Genomic DNA, 21,892 nt, shown 5'->3' with positions numbered 1-21,892 from the left:
CACTTATGAACCGAAGTTTGCCATGGATGTGTCTTTTCGACCAACCATCCTTGGAGGAGCAAGCATAATAATGAAATTAGTCTGCTTTATTCACGATCACTTTTCCATCGGTACCAAACGTTACTTTACGTTCGTCTGTTCCTTTTTCCAATTCAACTTTGTACGTAACGGTTGTACCTTCTTCAATTTTCTTTGGATCTTCTAATTTGTATCCAGCAAAATCTTTTTTAATAGTAGCCATAACTACAGCAGGTAATTCGGTTTCAGCAATTTCTTGCTTGTGTTTCACAACTTTACCTGTACTGTCTAAATACACACTGTGGTCCATGGTTTTAATTTCAAACTCTGCTTCGTACAAACCTCTTTTCAATTCCCATTCAACATTTGCTTGATTTGGAAATTTTTGTTGAAAGGCATTAACAACAACTGCAGGCACATCTTTTTGTGCGATGTCTTGTGCAAACGATGCGCAGCTTGTTGCAGCGAGGAATAATAAGATAGATAATTTTTTCATAGTGATAGATGTTTAATATGAATACAAGATAAAACTCAAAATGGGAAAGAATTGGGAATATATTATTTTGAGAAAATTATTTCAATTCGATGTTTGTCCATAAAAGAATAACGTAATTCAAATCCATATTTATCCGCGATGGACTTTACAATTGCCAAGCCCAAACCCGTATTATTTTTTTTAGTTGCATTTTTATAAAAACGTTGAAACACTTTTTCTGAGTCTAATGCTTTGTCGCCGCTGTTTTCAATAAGGATGGAATGTTGTTTTACGCTAATGGTTACAAAGCCTCCATTATCAGTATGTACAATTGCATTTTTAATAATGTTGCTGCATAATATTTCTGCTAGGTCGGCATTTATCTGGATGTTTAAATCTGCTTGTTTTTCAAAGGATATCTGTATGTTTTTAAATTCAGCCAAGTCTTCAAAATCTTCACTTAAACGTTTGCAAATGCTTGACACAGCAACAGTAGTTTCATCCGCATATTGCTTGTTTTCAATTTTAGATAATAAGAGCAAAGATTTATTTAAACGGGTTAGGCGTTGCAAATTTTCTATTGCAGCAGTCAATAAAATCATATCTGCTTCGGTAAGATCATTTTTTTCTGAAAGCAGTTCTAACTTATTTATACTTATTGCTAAAGGCGTTTGCAACTCGTGCGAAGCATTCTCTATAAATTGTTTTTGACTGATATACAATTCACTGTTTTTTTTGAGCAATGATTCAATGGATTTATTTAACAATTTAAATTCGTGGACCTTAGTTTGCGGAGCTACAAAGGCACTTTTCGTAATATTAAAATGTTCTAATTGTTGTATGAGGCTATAAAAAGGTTTCCATACTTTACGCAACACAAGCGTGTTTACAGTAAATATGCTGACCAATAAAATACCATATAACCAGAAAAGCGAATAGAATAAATCTTCCATCAAATCATCTTCTTCTACCATAGAAGAGATGACATTCAATTCATAATAATCGACATGATTGATTGTAAAAACTGTTTTTAATAAACGAACAATTTCCATATCGTCTTCATTAGCCATATACATCAGCGTATCTACATACACGTCTTTCATTTTTTTTGCAGACGCTGCATCAATTTTTTTTATGGAATAATTACTTTCTTCAAAATCAGATTTATAAAGAATAGTCGTATCCGTTTTCGATTTTTTTATAATCAGTGCTTTATTATTCCCAAGTGTATCATCTATGCTGTCGTATATTTCGTCTAACATTTGGATGTAAAAAATACTTGCCCAAACACCTATGATAAAAAATAGCGCAATAGAGATATATAGTAATGTATAATTGTGCAATCTCATAAGACATGTAATTTGTAACCAATACCATATACCGCCTGTATTTCAATATCAGCATTATGATCTTTTAATTTTTTACGGAGATTTTTTATTTGTGAGTATATAAATTCAAAGTCGTTTGCTTGATCCATATAATCGCCCCAAACATGTTCTGCCAAAGCAGCCTTATTTACGAGTCGGTCTTTGTTTGAAATAAAATAGGCGAGTATGTCGTATTCTTTTCTATTAAATATTACTTCTTCGTTATTGATTGCAACCGTGCGATCATCAAAATTTATTTTTACATTTTTAATTTCAACCTCATTTTTGCCATTCAGAGATTTTCTTCGTAAGATGGATTTAACACGCGCAGTCAATTCAGCAATGTGAAAAGGTTTGATTAGATAATCGTCTGCACCCAAATTCAAACCCATTACTTTATCTTCAATGGAATTTTTAGCTGAGATAATAATGACATTGCTCGCCTTATCTAATTTTTTTAATTCACTCAAAATATCAAGTCCGCTGCCGCCGGGTAACATAATATCTAGTAAAATGCAATCGTAGTCGTAGGAGACAATTTTATCAATGGCCGAATCAAAGGTTGTTGCGGATTCAATAATATAAGATTCTTTTTCGAGGGTCTCTTTAATTATTTCTTGCATCGACAGTTCATCTTCTATGACGAGTATTTTCATAATTCAAAGTAGAAATGAATTCTGTAAAGAAATGGGAATTGTGGTGTATTGTTAATTTCCTTTCTATTAAATTTTTATAAGAAAGCAATTTAACAATTGTTAATTTTAGGAATAGTTTTTTTAAATTTAATTAAAATATTCTTCTAAAAGCTAGATCATTTATAGTTACATTCGTATAACTTATTGAATTTTTATAAATAAATAATTTTCAAATCAGATTTTATCTCAGCAATGGAGTTTGTTTACATCTTAATCAATTTTTATTATGACCGGAGAATTACATAATCAAAAAGGCAAAGCAAGCACGTTAGACAATCTTATAGAAGGTTTTCAATTGATTGGTTTTGATTGGCGCTATTTGTATGTAAATGATTCTGTAGTTAAACACAGTAAGTTTAAAAAAGAAGAACTTCTTGGCTATACCATGATGGAAAAGTATCCGGGTATAGAAAAGACTCCGCTATTTGATTTACTTAAAATATGCATGAAGGAGCGATGTGCCGAATTTTTCGAAAATGAATTTACCTATCAAGACAATTCAAAAGGTTGGTTCGAGCTACGCATTCAACCTGTTCCCGAAGGCCTTTTTATACTTTCTATAGATATAACGGAACGTAAGAAAGCGCAAGAAAAAAAATTAGAGTATATACAGGGCTTGGAGGAAATGTTGTTTATGACTTCACATCAAGTTCGGCAACCAGTGACACAAATGCTTGGGATGACTTCTTTAATAGATAGAAAGGAATGTACACAGGAAGATTTATTGCAAATTTCAATATATATGAAATCTTCCTTGAATTCCTTAAATCAATTTACAAAGGAGCTTACACAATTTTTACATGAACTACAGGATAGGGCAAATACGTAAAAGAATTTTATTCATTACCATCTTGGGTTGGTTGTTTCTCGGACTAAGTGAATCGACCAATCATCCTCAAAGAACTATTTGCTTTTCGTTTCCGTCTTCAGCTTAATTTACATTGTTATAATTCTCAGCTCAACACGTCTATTAAGTTTTCGTGTCAGTTCGCCATCGTTACTTGATATGGGATATTGTGAACCATAGCCAACCGTTTTAATTCGATCGCCGTTGACACCATTTTCAACCAAATACGCTTTTACTGTTTCAACACGCTGTTGAGATAATTTTAAATTTTGTTTTGCGTTTCCTTGATTATCCGTATGTCCAGACAACTCAATAAGCATCGTAGGATATTGATTGAGTACGGATATTAACTGTTTTAGAGGAACAGTAGAACTAGGGAGTAATACATAACTGGTTCTATTAAAAAGAATGTTGTTTAATAAAATATTATTTCCCGCTTCAAGTTTTGACAACTCTATGGAGTGGCTTACATAGTTGGCTTTTAACTCTTGCGCTACTAATTTAAACGTATCAATTGTTGGGTAATAGTTTGTTAAGGCAGTTTTAATAATAATGACAGAATCCGATTTAATATCTGCTGAATACATTCCGTCTTCAGAAATGATAGGATAAAAATTGGATTTGGTGTAAAGCTCTATCTTTCCGGGTACAGTCTTTTTTGAAGTTCGATCCACTAATTCAATCATTACGTTTAATGATGGAATTTTAGGCTCCTCTATTTTTTTAATTGGGGGTTTTGATGCTATTAAGTCGTTGGGACAATCGTACGGTGTACTTTGTTTTTTAGATAATGCCCAGCAGCCAAAAATTGTGGTATCATTATTTAGACCCCAAATACCATTTAATTTTGTCCCTTCTTTGTTTAGGACTACCACACCCCATCCTTGTTGTCCATCATCGTTCTGTTTCCAAGTAAATGTAAAGGTCGAACGCTCTACTTTTTTAATATACAACTCGCCATGAGACCACTTATAGCAACCATAAAGTTCATTATTGGGATTGGTTTTAATACTTACCCAATCAAAATCGCTGTCCCAAATACCGGTTATGGAAACTGTTTTAGGTTTAGCAACTGCGTATTCTCCCAAAGCTTTAAACTCCATTAGCTCTGTCCATTGAGGGTTTCCGAAGTTTGATAAAATAGTGAGTTTAATCCAACGTACCTTGACTCCAGTAATTGTAAATATATTTTCTGCATTTTCTTGTAAGGCAAAATTACCAGCAGATAAAAAACCCGTTTTTGCTGTAGTTATTGAATATTCAATTTTGATATCTTTAGCGCTAATGCCTGGATATTCTTTTTGACAAAAGGTATTGAATGAAATAGTATTTATAATAAAATCTTCTGACAATTCAAATACAAAGACATAAGGAACCCTTGATGCTGCTCCAGAGCACCAGCCTGTATGATTCTTTTCATCTTGCATCGCATTTACTGACCATTCATTAATTTTAGGGCTGTGTATGGTTGCTGTAAAAAAAGTGGAGGGTTTTTGTACGGCTACACAACCATTTTTTAAAGAAAGAGCATTTATACTTTCTGCTTTGCTCGCCATGATGGATAAGAGAAATAATCCAAGAATGAAAAGATGTTTATGTATCATAAAATGAAATCGTTTGAGTTAAAAATAAAAAAAAAGAGTCGCATTAGCGACTCTTAAAACAAATACGTAACGAACAACCTTATTTTAAGCCTTCAATTGCTTTTAATACGTGATCGTAATTTGGTTCTGCAGAAATTTCAGACACCAACTCTGTATAACGGACTACATTATTTTTATCAACTAAAACAATAGCGCGTGCAGAAAGACCTTTTAATGGTCCGTCTAATATTTCGGTATTATACTTTTGAATAAATTCGGATGATCTGAAATCAGAACCACTCACAACATTTGAAATTCCTTCTGTTTCGCAAAAACGTTTCATAGCAAAGGGCAAGTCCTTTGAAATTACAATTCCTTGTACGCCTTTTTGGTCTGCTAATTTTTGGTTGAATTGTCTCGTTTCAAGGGCACATGTGCTTGTATCCAAGCTTGGGACTGCAATAATAACTTTAATCACATCCCCTTGTCCGTATAAAGTGCCTTCTGATAAATCAGATTTAACAAATGTGAAATCCGATGCTGTAGTGCCAATGTTTGGCAAATCGCCTTTAATGGTAACCGGATTGCCTTTTAATGTAACTTTTGTCATAACGTTGATTTTATTTAATATTCAATTTAATGATGTTGGATGGTATTATTTGGGAATGAAAACTCCTGATTATAATGTAGTCATTTTTTTTGAATTCAAATAGCATTTGCTTCTGCCTTGGTTAATTGATACCACTACTTTTAGGTATAAATTAAATACCTAAAAGAAATATTTAGAATAGATGTATGTGCATCATTTATTTTATGAACGATAAATCGATTGTTTAAATAAAAAAATAGTCTTGCGTAAGGTGTTAGCTTTCTAAAAAATACTGTAAATTTCAAATTAAATTGCTTATCAATCAATAATTTAAGAATATAAAAATGAAAAGAAATCTTTTAACCTCAGCGGCACTTTTAGGAGTAATGTTATTGAATTCTTGTGAGGAACCGAAAAAAATCGAAACAAAAGAAGAGCCCTATTCTACCATTTCAACTGTAGGGGACAGTCTATACATATTAACGTATGGTGGCTTACAAGCACGAGTAGATGTAAAGAATGGTGGCAGGTTGGAAGCGCTTTCTTTAAATGGTGAAAATATTTTAAGTGGCAAAGATGTGAATTCAAATAATTGGGGTACATCATTATGGCCAAGTCCGCAAAGTGCTTGGGGGTGGCCACCTTCACAACAATTAGATAATCTTCCGTATGCAGTAATTTCAGACCCAACAGAAATAATTATTAGAAGCCAGAAGGATCCCAAACAAGGTTTTGTATTTAATAAAACCTACAAAATAGATGTAAAGGATACGAGTTTACAAATTACCTATTTGATAATCAATGAGTCTGAAGTATCTCAAAAAGTAGCAGCTTGGGAAATTTCAAGAGTAGCGCCAGGGGGATTAACATTTTACCCAAGCGGGGAAGAATCAAAAAGAGGTTTGTTAGCTCCGCTAACAAAGGATAGCGCAGATGTTACTTGGTTTGAATACAATATGGAAACAATACCTGAAGGTGTTCCGAAATTATTATCGGATGGCAAAGAAGGCTGGATGGCACAAGTCTCTAATGGGTTGTTAATGGTAAAATCTTTTGAAGATGTTCCTACAGGGAAGTATGCACCAGAAGAAGGGGAAATTGAAATGTATGCAAACCCAGATCACAGTTATATTGAAATTGAACAACAAGGAAAATACGTTGAATTGAAAGCGAAAGAAGAATTAAAATACATCGTAACTTATAAATTAGTAAAACTTCCTTCTACCGTTGCCGTAAAAATAGGAGATACCGAGTTACTGAAAATTGCTCGATCTATGAAGAAGTAAAAACTTCTTAAAAAATTAAGTGTCATTTTAAAATTTAATAAGTGATTTATTAATACTAAAAATACTTAGAAAGGCGTAATGGAATTGAAAAATAACCATTACGCTTTTTTATCTTTAGGAGGTACAAGTATTTTATTTCAATATATTTTCAAAATATAAAAAAGAATAAAATTGTTTGAGTTATTAAAAATAGGAATCACTGAAAATGTTAAATCGGTAGAAGCAAAGAGAATTTACTTTGTTAACGCACTTGCAGTATTATGCATCGCGGCGTCTATATTTATGATCATTCCGTATATTATTTATGATTTGCATGTACTTGCATGGGTGTGTATTTTATTTTCACCTATATATTTATTATGCTTTAATTTTAACTCAAGGAGAAAGTACACTATTGCACGAGCAATTATATTCTCAACGATGACTGCGAATGTGCTTACGCTCTCAATATTATTAGGTAATAAGATAAACATGGCGACATTTTATTTACCCTTAATTATAATTATATTTTTGCTATTCGATAAAGAATATAAAAATGCACTCATTTCTTCAATAGTTTTAGTTACCATTTCAAGCATTATAACATTTATGATGCATCACTATAATTTTGATGCACTCATTCGATTAAAGCCAGATTCAATTGTATTCATTAATACCACATACAATATTATCTCTTTGATGGGTACTGTATTCTTGTCGTATATATTTGTAATCTCTTCAGATGTTATTGTTAAGTATTTATTTCAACGGAATAAAAGTTTATTAATAGAACGAAATGAATTGTATGAATCCACTATTCAACTGAATAAAACGACTAAAGAACAAGAAGAATTAAACATATTAAAATCTAAGTTGATATCCATTATTTCTCATGATGTTAGACAGCCTGTCAATAATTTATTGAGTGTTTCTGAGGTCATGATTCATTCAGCCTTATCTCATGAAGAAATGGTTCAGTTGGGTTTACGTTTAAAAGAGTCTTCCTTGCATGTATATCAAATGTTGGAGAATCTGTTGACATGGTCCTATTCACAAATGAACGGATTGCATCCCATGCCAGAGTCTATTTTAATTTTTGAAGAAATCAAATCCGAAATTCAAAAAATTCATGAGTCTTTAGAAAAGAAACAATTAAAAATTAATTTAGAAATTGATGCGAAAGCAATAATATACTTTGACAAAGTAATGTTTCAAATTATATTTAGAAATATTTTTAACAATGCCATTAAATTTTCTCCTCCAAGCAGTACAATTAAATTATATGCAACTTCAGACGAGCACAGCCTGAAGCTGTATATTGAAGATGAAGGAATCGGGATTACGGATGATTTAAAGGCAAAATTATTTGTGAATGATTTATCCAAAAGTAGATACGGCACGTTAAATGAAAAAGGAGCAGGCATTGGTTTGTTGTTGTGCAAAGAATTAATTGATGCAAATAAAGGGTGTATAGAAGTAAATAATAAACAAAAAAGAGGAACGATCTTTATCATTACCTTTCCCCATTAAAAATAGTTAATTTTTTAATTAGCAATACATACTTTTCAGAAACTGAAATTTGGAAGATAGCCAGTTTGTAAAAGCATCACAATCTCACAATACTTGTGAATCTTGCACTTAATCCTTAAAAATTAAGATTACGAACAGAACCTTGTAACGCTTAAAATTGAATCTAAATTAAAACCATCCTATTGTACTTTTAAAAATAGGAACACACAGATATATGCATATCATTAGAAATTACCAATCAGCAGATTTGAACCAATTAACAGAGTTATTTGAGGCATATAGAGAATTTTACAAAATGAATTCTGATAAAGAGGCTGCGAAAGTGTTTTTATCAGAAAGAATGAAAAATAATGAATCCATTATTTTTGTTGCAGTTGGTGAAAATTCCGAATTAACAGGTTTCGTACAATTATATCCTATTTTTTCTTCCACTCGCATGAAACGTTTGTGGTTGCTAAATGATTTATTTGTAAGTAAATCATTTAGAGGAATGGGGTTATCTAAAGCTTTATTATCTGCAGCTCAAAAATTATGCATGGAAACAGATGCTTGTGGTTTAATTTTAGAAACGGCTAAGACCAACACGTAGGAAATGAATTGTATACTAAAATGGGCTTTCAAAAGGATTCTGATCATAATTATTATGAGTGGAATGGTATAAAATAATGAAATTTTTGCTTTACATATAAAAACACAACCATCTTATTTTTAGTTATTTATAAATATTCTACCATATTATGGAAGCATAATATGTAATTTATGTAACAATAGAATATAATTCTGTAATATTTTAATGTGGAAAACATAGCACTTTTACAGCATGCTTTTAGGAAATCAATTATTGATTCTGGAAAGTTTAATTTAAAGGTCTGAATTATGAGAAAGTTGAGAAATAAAAGCGGTTTTACAAACGACAAAGAAATTGTTAAAACGCTATTAAAAAAAGATTCTTCTACTGCAATCAATCCATATTTTTTAAACAAAGCGAATGCTTCTTTTAATAGAAATGGTTTATTATATAATACAACGGTACGTAATTTTGAAATTTCAGACATTAGAGAAAAAATTTCTCATACATTTTCAGAAACAAGTTTTAATCAAATTAAAACATTAACAACAGATTTCGGAATCAAGCAAAACAATGTAGATTCAAATTTAAATATTTATGCATTAGATGATAATGCGATGGCATTGGTTATCATGTGCGATCATTTTGAGTTGAACAAAACTGATACGGATTTAGAACTAATAGATATTTATTTAGGCTTTATTGAGCATTGTCTGCAACCATCAGGCTACTTTTACAAGTTTGTAGATGCAGATAAAAAATTCACCGATGCTAATAGCGAGGTAAATTTGGCTGATACAACAGGCTGCGCTATTTGGGCTTTAGGGTATTTAATTTCAAAAAAGAAGGTTATGCCCAAAGAAATTATTGAAAAAGCTGAAGCGATGTTTCAAAATGCTTTGCAAGGAGCAAGTAAAATTCACTCCGTATATGCGATATCCCTTTTAATTAAAGGATTATACTTTAATAATAAAGTAAATGAAAGTATTGAAAGTGTATGGTTGATTAAAAAATACGCAGGGCTATTAGTAGATCAATATAAATTGGTTGAAACGGAGAATTGGAAATGGTTTCAACGTAATGTAAGTATAAACGCCAGTGTTATTTCAGAAGCATTGCTTTGCGCTTGGATGGCAACTGGAGAGCCAATATATAAAACAATTGCAAAAACTACGTTTGACTTTTTGTTGATGAATATTTTTAAGAACGAACAAGAATACAGTTCATTCTTAAAAGAAGAAAAAATGTTCTCAGGAAAAAAATCATCTGAAGTGAATACAATTATTTTTTCTTTAAACACCTTTTATAAGATATTTAAAGAAGAGCAGTATTTAATAAAAATGCAACGCTCTGCTGATTGGTTGAATTTAAATAAATCTATGCAGTGTAAATAATAGTATAAAAATAAACACATTTAAAATTAACAGCTATGAAAAATATTGCTTGGGTAATTATAGTGATTGGGGCTTTAATGATTGCTTATACAGGATTTACTTTTGTTACAAAAGAAAAGGTTGTCGATCTTGGTCCAATTGAAATCAATAAAGAAAAAGAGCATCCTGTTCAATGGTCTCCTATTGTAGGCGTGGTATTAGTTATCGGCGGAGCAATTATGTTGGCTAAGAAAAAATAATAAACTATTTAATTAAAAAATAGGAATATACCTACTTCAATAACGCATATTGAAGTAGGTATATTTATTTAAAATAATTATATTTATTAAAAAAAGAGAATGAAGCTGTATTTAAAATTTGACATAAATTCTATTTGCAAGAAAGTGCTTCAAGAGCAATTAGATTCTTTACATTTGAATTATACTGTGCTAGGATTTGGCGAAGTTGAATTAAACAACTCACCTTCAAAAGAAACTATAAAAAAGTTAAATCAAAGTTTGAACGACTATGGTATTTCAGTTGTAGAAAGTCATAAAAGTGTTTTGGTTCAAAAAATTAAAGATGCAATAGTCGAAATGGTTTATTCAGATGAGAAACTATCTACTTCTAAAACTTCTGCATATTTAGCCGATAAAATAGGTCAAAGTTATGGATACATTTCTAATCTTTTTTCAGATGTTACATATACATCTATAGCTAATTATATTATTTTGCAAAAAATTGAACGTGCAAAACAATTGATATTGACGAATGAATTAACCATTACAGAAATTGCCTGGAAGTTAAATTACAGTAGCGTAGCACATTTCAGTAATCAATTTAAAGGTGCAACCGGATTAACACCTAGTGCATTTCAGCGTATTATTGATAAGCGTAAAAATAACATTCGTAACATCTAATTTTCATAATTAAAGAACAAACTAAAATATTTAGGTAAGATGCAAAGTGAAATTATAAGAGTAATGTTAGCGGATGACGATGAAGACGATAGATTATTTTTCCGGGAAGCATTTGAAGAAATTAAAATTAAAACTTCAGTAACTACTTTAAATAATGGTATTGAATTGATGGATTATTTAAATAAGCCCAATATCGTTTTGCCACACATTCTTTTTTTGGATTTAAACATGCCTGGAAAAACAGGACTAGATTGTTTGCGTGAAATTAAAGCGAATGACACATTTAAAGACATAGCAATTGCAATTTATTCAACTTCTTCATCCGATGAAGATATTGAAGAAACCTTTGTACAAGGGGCTAACATATATATTAAAAAACCGCATGATTTTGTAATGTTAAAAAGTACACTTTCAGAAGTGATAACTCTTAATTGGCAATATCATACAAATGGACTAAATAGAGATAATTTTTTATTGAGTATATAACGTAGAGGAGTGAAATGAATTTTAAGTCATTACTTAATAAATCTAATCTCATAAAATCCATATTTGTTGGTTCTCTTTTTGTTTTAATTTTTATATCAACAATTACATATAAAAATTCTGTTAGTATCACAGAATCTACTCAATTATTAATACATACGCAGAAGGTAAGGGTTGAATTAGAGCAATTAAATTCATCCTTGAAAAATGTAGAAATTAATCAGACATCTTATTTCATTTCGAGAGATTCTATTTTTTTAAAAGACTTTAACGATTCCAGGTTAAAAGTTAGCGAGTCAATTAATCTGTTGCAATCACTTACACATGATAATTTAAAGCAACAAAATAATTTAGATTCTCTGGTAAAATTAATTCGTTTGCGCTATAATATTTTATTAGAAAATGCTATCAATTTAGATGATTCCATCCAGGTTAATGCGAAAAGATTTAACAAAAGCCTTTTAGAAGGAAAAGAAATAATGAAGATCATTCGAAATCACATAAATAAAATGATTGATTTGGAAGGCGTTTATTTGCAAGAACAGCAACAACATTATGAAAAAGAAACGTATTTTACACCATTGTATTCCTTAGTGATGTTAATGTTTTCATTAATTGTATTTATTATTTCCTATTATAAAATTAATAAAGATCTTGAGGCACTTAAACAAGCCAATTTAATTTTAAAAATATCTACAGAAACCATGAATCACGCTGAAGACATAGGCGCATTTAGCAGCTGGCAGTGGGATCTTGAAAATAATAACTTAGTATATTCAGAAAATCATCATAAATTATTAGGAATACCAACCCAAGAATATAACGCAAAAACGAATCAATTTTTAGATTTTGTTCATCCGGATGATAGACATATTATTATAAGTGGACAGAATAGAGTTATAGAACATAATCAATCTACAGTAGCCTTCTTTAGAGTAATTCGCCAGGATGGCAATCTGCGCTATTTTAAATCAACGGGTAAGTTTTTGACTGCATCTTCTGGGAATAGAATATTAATTGGCATCAATATGGATGTTACAGAAGAATACTTAGTGAGTAAATCATTAGAAGATAGAAATAGCGAATTAGAAAAAAGTAATAAAGAGTTGGCCTCATTTAATCATGTCGCAAGCCACGATTTACAGGAACCATTGAGAAAAATACAAACATTTATTTCTCGAATATTTGAAAAGGAGGCAACGAATTTATCCAGTCATGGAAAAGATTACTTAGAGCGCATTCAGGTTTCTGCAAAACGTATGCGTATACTAATAGATGATTTATTGCTATTTTCGCGAACGAATAAAGTAGAAAAGGTATATGAGCGTACAGATTTAAATATATTATTAGATATGGCTGTGCTAGAATTGACGGAGCAAATAGAAGATGCGAAAGCTCAAATCCACAGAACAATTCTCCCTACCTTGGTTGTGATTCCATTTCAAATACAACAGTTATTTATAAATCTTATTTCAAATTCAATAAAATACTCAAGAAAAGACATCTCGCCTATTATTTCTTTTGCCTGCAAAAAAATTAATTCATCGGACTACAATGAATTGATAAAAGAAAAAAATGCACAATATTATAAACTATCAATTAGTGACAATGGATTAGGGTTTAAAGACGAATATAAAGATGCCATCTTTACCTTGTTTTATCGTTTACATAATAACTCAGATTATCCTGGCACAGGAATTGGATTGGCTATTTGCAAAAAAATAATAGAAAATCATAAAGGATTTATAACTGCAGAAAGCACTTTTGGAGAAGGCTCAACATTTCATATTTTTTTACCAATCAATCTAAATAAGCGTTAAGATTGTAATGGTATAACAAATAAATAAATACGTACAACACAATTTTTTATTTATTAGGCAAATTGCATGATACCTAAATCATGCAATTATGAATCTTAGTAAAAGGTCAAAAAGAATAATTTTGCAACTAATATGTTGCGTTTGTTTTTTATTTACAGCTTCATCAATTTTTCGTGTTTCAATCTCTAAAAGTCCAACAATATTTTCTCAAAAGAACGTACATACACTGAACGATAAAAAAACTGTTTTAGCGGAGGACAAACTAAATGCAGCATTTTTAGTACGCGCAACAGAACTATTTTTGTTGCAGATTAAGTATGCTCAAGCTGCCCAAACAAGAGCAATTACAGTTGATGTGAGAGAGTTAGGAAAAATAAACGAAGTGTTTTATACAAAAAAATATCTTGAGTTGATAGGTATTTTAGGAGCAAAAAAATATTCTATGCCTACTTCACTAAACCGAATGGATGAAGAGCGTTTATCCAATCTTTTTTCAATAATAGACGACACATTTGATGAAACCTTGTGTGATGAAATAGCCATAACCAATACTAAGGCAATTGAAATTTTTGAAAATATAAGAGGAAAAACAAAAGATCATCTAATAATTGATATTACTTCAATAAGTATTCCAGCATTATACAATCAACGGGAATATGCATTGCTTTGCCAAAATAAATTTCAAAAAAAAATGAAGTAACTGTAAAAGCTACCAACTAGACTATAATAAAAAGAATTATGAATTTACATTTGAAAGAATTTCCATCTCTATTAAAAGAAACATTTACAGAATGGAATAAGAAAGATCCATTTAGACAAAGTGCAGTAATTGCATATTATTCCATCTTTAGTTTGCCCGGCTTGTTGGTACTTATAGTAACTGTGACGGGTTATTTCTTTACCAGAGATGCTGTAACACATAACATCATTAATCAAATATCCTCTACATTTGGCTCAAACGTTGCAAAGCAGATGGAATCATTGTTAACAAATGCGGGACAGGGAAAGGAAACAATTTTAGGTTCTATTATAGGTATTGCAACTTTAATTATAGGCGCTACAGGAGTATTCATTGCCTTACAAAAAACGTTAAATGAAATCTGGGAAGTAAAGCCAGAGGAAATAAAAGAAAAGAAAAACAAAATTGTTTTATTATTAAAGAACAGATTATTTTCATTCGGTCTAATATTAGCAATTGCTTTTTTATTATTGATTTCGCTTGTATTGTCAACAGCATTATCTGCTGTGGGAGAATGGTTTCATACGGACAGATCAGATTTCATGTTATATATTTTTAATATTATAAATTTCATCTTTTCCTTAATTGTTATTTCATTTTTATTTGGTCTTATGTTTAAAATTTTACCAGACACAAAAATTAAATGGAATCAGGTGTGGATGGGCTCTTTGGTGACAGGCGTATTGTTTACGATCGGCAAAACAGCATTAGGTTTTTATTTTGGTAAAGCCTCACCAGAATCTGCTTATGGAGCAGGCGGGTCTATTGTATTATTATTATTATGGGTTTCCTATTCTTCAATGATTTTATTTTTTGGCGCAGAGTTTACTTACTCGTATTCAAAACGTTTCTTTCCTAAAGAAAAAGAAATAGTACGTGATGAAAAATGAAATTCAAGTATTTAAATAAAAATGGCCTGTAAATTTTACAGGCCATTTTTATTTAGACAGATGGCAATTTAATAAATGAAATGCATTATGGTAAGATGGTTAACATATAAATACAATACAGATCAATGCTGTTTTGTAATGTTACAAAGGATATAATATTATGCTATCTGCATTGCTTCTGTCGTGGTTGTGTTGTTTAGACCACCCACTTGGTAATAAGTTGTGGCAAAGCTCAAACGCAACAAATAGGATTAACTATTTTAAATAGTTGAATTATAATTGTTGTCGATCAAGACGTGTTAATGGAAATCATATAACATAATATTTTTTTAATGTAATATAATCTTTAGCAATCTAATGCAAATTTGTAATGTTATAAATGAACAACAAGCTAAACAAACAACAACTTAAATCTTTTAAAAGTATGAAAATGTCTAAAGTTAAATCATCCGCAATTATTGTTTTCTTATCCGCATCTCTATTTGGATTTTCTTCTTGTGAAGACCATAAAGATCACGCTGCTGAAGAAAACCATAGTGAAGTTAAAACAGAAGAATTGGCGAAAGAACAAAACGACGCAAAGTTTGATGATAATGCAGATGAAAAAAACGCTAAATTTTTAGTTAAAGCAAATGAGATTAACCTTGAAGAAATTTCATTAGGAAAACTAGCACAAGAAAAAAGTACTAATGCGGATATTAAAGCTTTAGGAAAAATGATGGTCACAGCTCATACTAAAGCGTCTGCAGATTTAACAACATTAGCTGCTAAGAAAAACATCTCAATACCAACTGAAAATACAGATGATATTAAGGATGCATATAAAAAATTAAACGACAAAACGGATCAAAAAGATTTCAATAAAGCGTATGCAGACATGATGGTTAAGGGCCATAAAGACGCGATAGACTTATTTGAAAAACAATCAACAGATTCTAGCGATGCAGATATTAGAGCTTGGGCTACTTCAATGTTGCCAGGTTTGAGAGAGCACTTGGATCATGCAATGGCAATTCAAGCCAAATTTGATAAAATGTAATATTAAAATTATTAAACTTCTACCAGCTATGAAAAAATTTATCACTTCACTATCTATGTTATGCATTAGCTTATGCGCTTTGCATACGAATGCACAAGTTACAGGAGAAGATTTACATGCTAGATTTGGTATAAAAGGAGGAGTTAATTTCTCTAACTTATATACAAAAGATGGCGATGAAAATTCAGAAATGCTTACGGGTTTCAATGCTGGTTTATTTGCGAAAATTCCAGTATCCAGACATTTTGCAATTCAGCCAGAATTATATTATTCTACGAAAGGTGCAAAAATTAATTACAATTCTTTCCTTACGAAAGGAAGTACAGAGTTTAATTTAAATTATTTGGAGTTACCTATTTTAGCTGTTGTAAATGTAACGGACAATTTTAATATTCATGTTGGCCCTTATGTTTCTTATTTAATTGGAGGCAAAGCAGTAAACGACGCTAATTTCAATTTAATTGATTTTAGAAGAAATATTAACAATGAAGATTATAATAAATTAGATGCAGGTATTGCAGTTGGTCTTGGATTTGATATTGGCCATGTTGGCATCGGAGCGAGGTATAATTATGGCTTAACAAAGATTGGCAAAGAGCAACAATATTTAGGAAATACATATAGATTTCCAAATGCCAATAATGGAGTTGCAAGTTTATATCTAGCTATTTCTTTCTTATAAAAAATTTAAAAATTAAAATTAAAAAAACTAAACTAAACAATTACAACTATGGGAAATTTACTTTACATCATCGCCGTTATTTTAATCATCTTTTGGGCAATCGGTTTCTTCGCTTATACAGCTGGAGGCATTATTCACATTCTATTAGTATTAGCTGTAATCGCTGTATTAGTTAGAGTAATACAAGGTGGTAGGGTTTAAATTTAAACCCAACTAAATAAAAAAATGAAAATCTAACAACTTAAACTATACAATTATGAATTCAGGTAAAGCATTATTAGGCGTATTAGCAGGAATTGCAGTAGGAGCATTAGTAGGTACATTATTAGCACCGGATAAAGGTTCAGAAACAAGAAAGAAAATCTTAAGTAAAGGGGATGATTATTTAGAAGATGTTAAGGATCAATTCAACGATTTGATAAGCTCATTAAAAGATAAATTCGAAGAAAAATCTGAGGATATCCATGGTGCAATAGCAAAAGGAAAGTCTAGATATAACGAAGCTAAAAATGAAGCTAAAAATGAATTGAAAAATTCATTATCAGAAGTTTAATATCAAAAGATAAAAATACAACTATGGAAAGCACATCACCATTAATGAAAATAATAGAAGACTTTGAAGATTACGTTACAACAAACGCAACGTTATATAAGCTGACTACAATAAAAAAAGCAGCTGATATTGTATCAGGGTTAGTAAGCAATTTAGTTTTATTAATGGTGGTTGTGTTTTTCTTATTGATGTTGAGCGTAGGAATGTCACTTTGGATTGGTGAAATTCTTCTAAGTCCGTATAAAGGGTTTTTAATCGTATCCGGATTTTATGTTTTTTTATTTATTGTGTTTTTTGTTTTTAAAACGCAACTCTTAAAAAATCCAACAAGGAATATTGTGGTTAAAGAAATTTTAAAAAAGGACGATGATGAAGAATGAATACGATAATTTAAAGGAAGCGATTAGTATTTTGAAAAAACGGAAAAAAATTGAGCGTGCTTTGATTAATGAACATTTTCATGATCTTGTTGAATCAATCAAGCCTGTAAATTTAATTAAAGGTTTATTTAATTCCTTTACTTCAGACGCAGAGGGTAAGAATTCTATAGTGGACAATCTGATGGGTATTGCAACAGGTTATCTTTCAAAAAAAGTACTAGTTGGTGGTTCGCATAATCTATTTAAAAAGGCATTAGGTTTTATTTTGCAATTTGGTGTACAAAAAGCTGTAGTAAGTAACTCGGATGTGATTAAAGATTATGCAAGTTCTATATTCAACAATTTGGTTAGTAAAAAAGCTAAAACTGAAATAATACATTAATTAATAAAAATCATTCATAAGCTTATTAATAGCAGTAATATGAAAAAATCATTTATTTTATTCAGTTCCATTACTATAATGTATATGGGAATTTTTTCTTCTTGTACAAAGAAGAACATGCAAACTTCAACTCCAACCAAAACGGTTGTAAAGGAAAGTCCACAAACAGCAAAACCAAAACCCAGCAATTCGAAAGAAGAAACTGTAGTGGTAAAAGAAAAAAAGACTGTTTCTGTAAATTCAATAGAACAAGAATTTAAAAAGCAACATACAAGAGCTAGTGATATTCTATGGTCAAAGGACTCTATACTAAACGAAGACACAAACAATCCAACATCATATAAAGTAGTATATTTAGAAGATGGTAAAAAGGGTGTGATTACTTATAATTCTGAAGGGAAGATAATCGAGGAAAAACATCAAATTTTAACGGATCAACTTTCACAAACAGTTTATAATTCAATCAAGAAAACCTATCCAGATTATAAAATAGTTGATGTGTATACGTATAAGCATATTACTAAGGAAGGAACATATTATGTAATAACTGAAAAATCTTCAAATGTAAGTAACGATCAAGTAATTTTATATGTGAAGGAAGACGGGACATTTGTTCAATAATTAAAACTACAATAGCATATATAAAAAAGGTCAGCGATTTATCTTAAATCGCTGACCTTTTTTTATGTATAAAAATTTATAACGATTTTGTATTTTTTTGTAAGTCCTAATATGTATCGATTGATTAATTTTAAGAATTATAAAAAGAAGAAACACATTATTTAAATCATATAAATGTTACCGCTATGAAATTTATCAAATCATTCATCATTTCATCACTAGTATGCTTATCTATAGGCACTGTACTTTCATTTGGTTTAAATAATTCTCAGTCGAAAGAGGAGATGAGTTATAAGGAAGTCAATCAAAAAGTACAAGTGGAGAAAATAGAAATTCAATTAAAACAGAATCTAAAGTATCCTTCTCTTGATTAGTACGGTATGTATAATTTTGGAAAGAATATTTGTAAGCGTCAATTGACAATATGCCTCGTATTTCTGCTCTTAAGTTCAATAAATGCATTTTCACAGAATGAAGACTCACGAGAGTACATTTCATTCGGTTTTAAAGCAGGGATAAATTTTTCAAGTATATATAATTCTCATACAGAAAACTTTCATGCAAGAGGGAAAGCAGGCTTTGCAGGAGGCGCATTCTTGTACATACCTATCGCAAAGTATATTGGTATACAGCCAGAGGTACTCTTATCTCAACGTGGCTTTAATAGTTCAGGTATTTATTTATTAAGCAGCTATGAATTGAAGCGCACATTAAACTATGTCGACATACCCATATTTTTTGCAGTAAAGCCTATTGAACGACTAACAATTCTATTCGGACCTCAATATTCATTTTTAATGAGTCAAAGCAATGTTTTTACAAATTCGTCATTAAATCGTTTTCAAGAAGAACAGTTTAAAAGCGAACCAGTGCGCCATAATATATTTTGTCTGACAGGCGGTTTAGATTTTAACTTTAATAATGTTGTTTTTGGATTAAGAACAGGTTGGGATGTAACACATAATAGAGAAAACAGTTCATCTCAAACTCCACGGTACAAAAATATATGGCTACAAGCTTCAGTTGGGTTCAGAATATATTAACGAATAAAAATAAATTAAATTTACGCTACTGTTAATGAAGCTACCATTAATTCTATTTTGAACATTTTATTTTTTAAAATAATAGAATAACAAACATTTATAATATAATATTGACGAGCACTTTGAATGGTTATGGGTATTTTGTTCAACAACAATTCATGTACATCACTTACATAAGCCATATAAATTTTGTATATTGTAGATAGTGGAACAAAGTGTATGTAAGCCCCTGCTTAAATACGTTCGAAATCAATTGAGAAAACCAAATATAAAACAGGAAACAGAAAATGTATTTCTGAAAATATGTTTTATAATTAAAAACATCACGTATGAAAGAAAAATTAATCTCATATTTAGAAAATATTTTACCTTGGGCACTTGAACATGGAGTTAAAATTATTTTTATAATAATAGGTTCTTTTATTTTGAATAAAATTGCAAATCGGTTTATTGAGAAAGTTGTTCGTATAACAATAACTGCCGATCAATTAACTTCAAAAGATGGGGAGAAGAAAAGAGAAGATACACTTATAAAAATTTTTAGTACTAGCTCTACCATTTTAATTTTAACGATTGCTACCTTAATGATTTTAGGAGAAATTGGGTTGATGATTGGGCCCATCCTTGCTGGTGCTGGTATTGTTGGCTTAGCTTTTGGTTTTGGCGGTCAGTATCTTATTCGCGACATCATTGCTGGATTATTCATCATCATTGAAAATCAATATAGAATAGGCGACGTAGTAAGTTTTGGAACTATTGGAGGCTTAGTGGAAGATATAAGTTTGCGCATGACAACCCTACGGGATATGGATGGTACCGTACATCACGTACCTCACGGAGAAATTAAGACCGTTTCAAATATGTCAAAAGTATTTTCTCGTGTAAATTTAAATGTAGGCGTTTCTTATAGTGCAGATTTAGATCATGTGATTAACGTTGTCAATAAAATAGGGAATGACTTAGCAAACGATGAAAAGTGGAAAGACTTTATTATTAAAGCACCTCAGTTTTTACGAGTTGATAAACTAGGGGATTCAGCTATTGATATTAAAATAGTAGGAGATACCTTACCCATTAAACAATGGGATGTAACAGGTGAGTTAAGAAAACGAATCAAAATTGGTTTTGATAAAGAAGGAATTGAAATTCCATTTCCACAACGCGTTATTCATCAAGCAACCAAAATAGCAACCTTACAAGAGTAAATTAATAAAAATGTCTGAGCGTTGGCTCAGACATTTTTATTTGCAATTGAAACTTCTGCAAATTACTGCGGAATTTTATATAAATTGGTATATGAAAAAGGCGTTTTTGTGTGCGGTATATCTTTTTTTGATGCTACCTCTTTTTGCTCAAATTGGTTTTGATAGTATCTTATTTGACAACAAAACTGTTTTTAAAAATGGAATCTATAGCACTTTAGAGGAACTTAAATACAATTCGCCTAGATATCCGGATAGTGAATTGGAATTAGAGAAAAATCAAGATCGAATATATTTAAATACGTTATATTATAGAAATAGCAGAAACACACGCTTAAAGTTTGAATCGAGTTTATATGCGACTGTTGTTGAAGGTCGCTTATCTATTTTTTATGACAATCAATTAAATCCTGTTTTTTTGAAAGGGGCAATATCTACATTTATACTGAATGAAATTGTTACAACGACAACCTATATGCCGCAAAACAATATGGGTTATGGCTATCCAGGTTATGGAAGTACGGTACCCGTAACTACAAGTAGTGTAGAAGTCAACATATATTGTTTGGATTTTGCTACAGGTTTTATTTCCAAAGTAAATAAGGAAAATTTGGAACCAATAATTATGAGAGATCCTGTCTTATATTCAAGTTTCAAAAAAATAAGAAGCGATGCTAACAATAAAAAGTCGTATCCTTTTATTTCTCAATACAATACTCGAAATCCTATGTATATTTACGTATTGCCCGTAATACCTAAATCAGAAGAATAACAATCAGGAAATTTGAATTCTTTATACATATTTTTGAGTACAAATAATCGGACGGA

27 protein-coding genes are annotated in these 21,892 nt (G+C 30.7%); 21 read left to right on the top strand and 6 right to left on the bottom strand.

Annotation, left to right across the window (positions count from 1 at the left end):
• Positions 1-76: 76 nt before the first annotated feature.
• The 3 genes from Q0543_RS12560 to Q0543_RS12550 form a co-directional block, all read right to left on the bottom strand.
• On the bottom strand, positions 77-514 hold the full coding sequence (locus tag Q0543_RS12560; protein WP_299253546.1) for a PepSY-like domain-containing protein: 438 nt from the start codon (positions 512-514) through the stop codon (positions 77-79).
• 62 nt (positions 515-576) lie between these two features.
• Positions 577-1,842 (bottom strand): HAMP domain-containing sensor histidine kinase, encoded by a 1,266-nt coding sequence (locus Q0543_RS12555; protein WP_299253543.1) that lies wholly within the window; start codon positions 1,840-1,842, stop codon positions 577-579.
• Positions 1,839-2,516, bottom strand: coding sequence for a response regulator transcription factor (locus Q0543_RS12550; protein WP_299253540.1), 678 nt, complete (start codon positions 2,514-2,516; stop codon positions 1,839-1,841). Before Q0543_RS12550 ends, Q0543_RS12555 begins: the two co-directional genes overlap by 4 nt.
• A 265-nt stretch (positions 2,517-2,781) precedes the next feature.
• Between Q0543_RS12550 and Q0543_RS12545 the strand changes: the two genes are divergently transcribed.
• The gene (locus tag Q0543_RS12545) at positions 2,782-3,384 is read left to right on the top strand and encodes a PAS domain-containing protein (protein ID WP_299253538.1); all 603 of its coding nucleotides are present in this window, start codon (positions 2,782-2,784) and stop codon (positions 3,382-3,384) included.
• 107 nt (positions 3,385-3,491) lie between these two features.
• Here the strand turns inward: Q0543_RS12545 and Q0543_RS12540 are convergent, their stop codons facing one another.
• Positions 3,492-5,006: an OmpA family protein gene (locus tag Q0543_RS12540; protein WP_299253534.1), complete on the bottom strand. Its 1,515-nt coding sequence runs from the start codon at positions 5,004-5,006 to the stop codon at positions 3,492-3,494.
• Between the two features lie 79 nt (positions 5,007-5,085).
• A complete protein-coding gene (gene tpx, locus Q0543_RS12535) occupies positions 5,086-5,595 on the bottom strand; it encodes a thiol peroxidase (protein WP_299253531.1) in 510 nt (169 codons plus the stop codon).
• A gap of 323 nt (positions 5,596-5,918) precedes the next feature.
• Here tpx and Q0543_RS12530 point away from each other — a divergent pair, with 323 nt between their 5' ends.
• The 18 genes from Q0543_RS12530 to Q0543_RS12445 all read left to right on the top strand — a co-directional run bounded on the left by Q0543_RS12530 (position 5,919) and on the right by Q0543_RS12445 (position 19,862).
• On the top strand, positions 5,919-6,860 hold the full coding sequence (locus tag Q0543_RS12530) for a DUF4380 domain-containing protein (RefSeq protein ID WP_299253528.1): 942 nt from the start codon (positions 5,919-5,921) through the stop codon (positions 6,858-6,860).
• 510 nt (positions 6,861-7,370) lie between these two features.
• A complete protein-coding gene (locus Q0543_RS12525; RefSeq protein WP_299253526.1) occupies positions 7,371-8,369 on the top strand; it encodes a HAMP domain-containing sensor histidine kinase in 999 nt (332 codons plus the stop codon).
• A 214-nt stretch (positions 8,370-8,583) separates the two neighbouring features.
• Complete coding sequence (locus Q0543_RS12520) at positions 8,584-8,958, top strand: GNAT family N-acetyltransferase (RefSeq protein ID WP_299253523.1); 375 nt, start codon at positions 8,584-8,586, stop codon at positions 8,956-8,958.
• 287 nt (positions 8,959-9,245) lie between these two features.
• Positions 9,246-10,331, top strand: a complete 1,086-nt coding sequence (locus tag Q0543_RS12515; RefSeq protein WP_299253520.1) for a hypothetical protein — start codon at positions 9,246-9,248, stop codon at positions 10,329-10,331.
• A gap of 35 nt (positions 10,332-10,366) precedes the next feature.
• Positions 10,367-10,570 carry a hypothetical protein gene (locus Q0543_RS12510; RefSeq protein WP_299253517.1) on the top strand — a complete coding sequence of 68 codons (204 nt, stop codon included), beginning with the start codon at positions 10,367-10,369 and terminating at the stop codon, positions 10,568-10,570.
• A gap of 99 nt (positions 10,571-10,669) precedes the next feature.
• Complete coding sequence (locus Q0543_RS12505; protein WP_299253515.1) at positions 10,670-11,230, top strand: AraC family transcriptional regulator; 561 nt, start codon at positions 10,670-10,672, stop codon at positions 11,228-11,230.
• A gap of 39 nt (positions 11,231-11,269) precedes the next feature.
• Positions 11,270-11,716, top strand: a complete 447-nt coding sequence (locus tag Q0543_RS12500) for a response regulator (protein ID WP_299253512.1) — start codon at positions 11,270-11,272, stop codon at positions 11,714-11,716.
• Positions 11,717-11,730: 14 nt separating this feature from the next.
• Entirely contained in the window at positions 11,731-13,533 is a 1,803-nt protein-coding gene (locus Q0543_RS12495; RefSeq protein WP_299253509.1) for a CHASE3 domain-containing protein, read from the top strand.
• Positions 13,534-13,621: 88 nt separating this feature from the next.
• Entirely contained in the window at positions 13,622-14,233 is a 612-nt protein-coding gene (locus Q0543_RS12490; RefSeq protein WP_299253506.1) for a DUF4142 domain-containing protein, read from the top strand.
• 38 nt (positions 14,234-14,271) lie between these two features.
• Positions 14,272-15,162 (top strand): YihY/virulence factor BrkB family protein, encoded by an 891-nt coding sequence (locus tag Q0543_RS12485; RefSeq protein ID WP_299253503.1) that lies wholly within the window; start codon positions 14,272-14,274, stop codon positions 15,160-15,162.
• Positions 15,163-15,592: 430 nt separating this feature from the next.
• Positions 15,593-16,201, top strand: coding sequence for a DUF4142 domain-containing protein (locus Q0543_RS12480; protein ID WP_299253500.1), 609 nt, complete (start codon positions 15,593-15,595; stop codon positions 16,199-16,201).
• Positions 16,202-16,229: 28 nt separating this feature from the next.
• Positions 16,230-16,883 carry a porin family protein gene (locus tag Q0543_RS12475; protein WP_299253497.1) on the top strand — a complete coding sequence of 218 codons (654 nt, stop codon included), beginning with the start codon at positions 16,230-16,232 and terminating at the stop codon, positions 16,881-16,883.
• A 48-nt stretch (positions 16,884-16,931) separates the two neighbouring features.
• Positions 16,932-17,084, top strand: coding sequence for a lmo0937 family membrane protein (locus Q0543_RS12470; RefSeq protein WP_299253494.1), 153 nt, complete (start codon positions 16,932-16,934; stop codon positions 17,082-17,084).
• Between the two features lie 55 nt (positions 17,085-17,139).
• A complete protein-coding gene (locus Q0543_RS12465; RefSeq protein WP_299253491.1) occupies positions 17,140-17,436 on the top strand; it encodes a YtxH domain-containing protein in 297 nt (98 codons plus the stop codon).
• Between the two features lie 23 nt (positions 17,437-17,459).
• On the top strand, positions 17,460-17,816 hold the full coding sequence (locus Q0543_RS12460; protein WP_299253488.1) for a hypothetical protein: 357 nt from the start codon (positions 17,460-17,462) through the stop codon (positions 17,814-17,816).
• Entirely contained in the window at positions 17,803-18,198 is a 396-nt protein-coding gene (locus Q0543_RS12455; protein WP_299253485.1) for a hypothetical protein, read from the top strand. Before Q0543_RS12460 ends, Q0543_RS12455 begins: the two co-directional genes overlap by 14 nt.
• Positions 18,199-18,315: 117 nt before the next feature.
• Complete coding sequence (locus Q0543_RS12450) at positions 18,316-18,819, top strand: hypothetical protein (protein ID WP_299253482.1); 504 nt, start codon at positions 18,316-18,318, stop codon at positions 18,817-18,819.
• A 380-nt stretch (positions 18,820-19,199) separates the two neighbouring features.
• Complete coding sequence (locus tag Q0543_RS12445; RefSeq protein ID WP_299253479.1) at positions 19,200-19,862, top strand: porin family protein; 663 nt, start codon at positions 19,200-19,202, stop codon at positions 19,860-19,862.
• Positions 19,863-19,882: 20 nt separating this feature from the next.
• On the opposite strand, the gene Q0543_RS12440 is transcribed toward Q0543_RS12445, so the two are convergent.
• Positions 19,883-20,044 carry a hypothetical protein gene (locus tag Q0543_RS12440; RefSeq protein WP_299253476.1) on the bottom strand — a complete coding sequence of 54 codons (162 nt, stop codon included), beginning with the start codon at positions 20,042-20,044 and terminating at the stop codon, positions 19,883-19,885.
• A gap of 147 nt (positions 20,045-20,191) precedes the next feature.
• Between Q0543_RS12440 and Q0543_RS12435 the strand changes: the two genes are divergently transcribed.
• Complete coding sequence (locus Q0543_RS12435; protein WP_299253474.1) at positions 20,192-21,067, top strand: mechanosensitive ion channel family protein; 876 nt, start codon at positions 20,192-20,194, stop codon at positions 21,065-21,067.
• Positions 21,068-21,158: 91 nt separating this feature from the next.
• Entirely contained in the window at positions 21,159-21,836 is a 678-nt protein-coding gene (locus Q0543_RS12430; RefSeq protein ID WP_299253471.1) for a hypothetical protein, read from the top strand.
• The last annotated feature ends 56 nt before the right edge of the window (positions 21,837-21,892 follow it).

This window comes from uncultured Cytophaga sp., from assembly GCF_937863595.1.
GTDB lineage: Bacteria > Bacteroidota > Bacteroidia > Cytophagales > Cytophagaceae > Cytophaga.
Note: the sequence above shows the minus strand (reverse complement) of the source record. Positions and strands in the feature narration are given on the sequence as shown.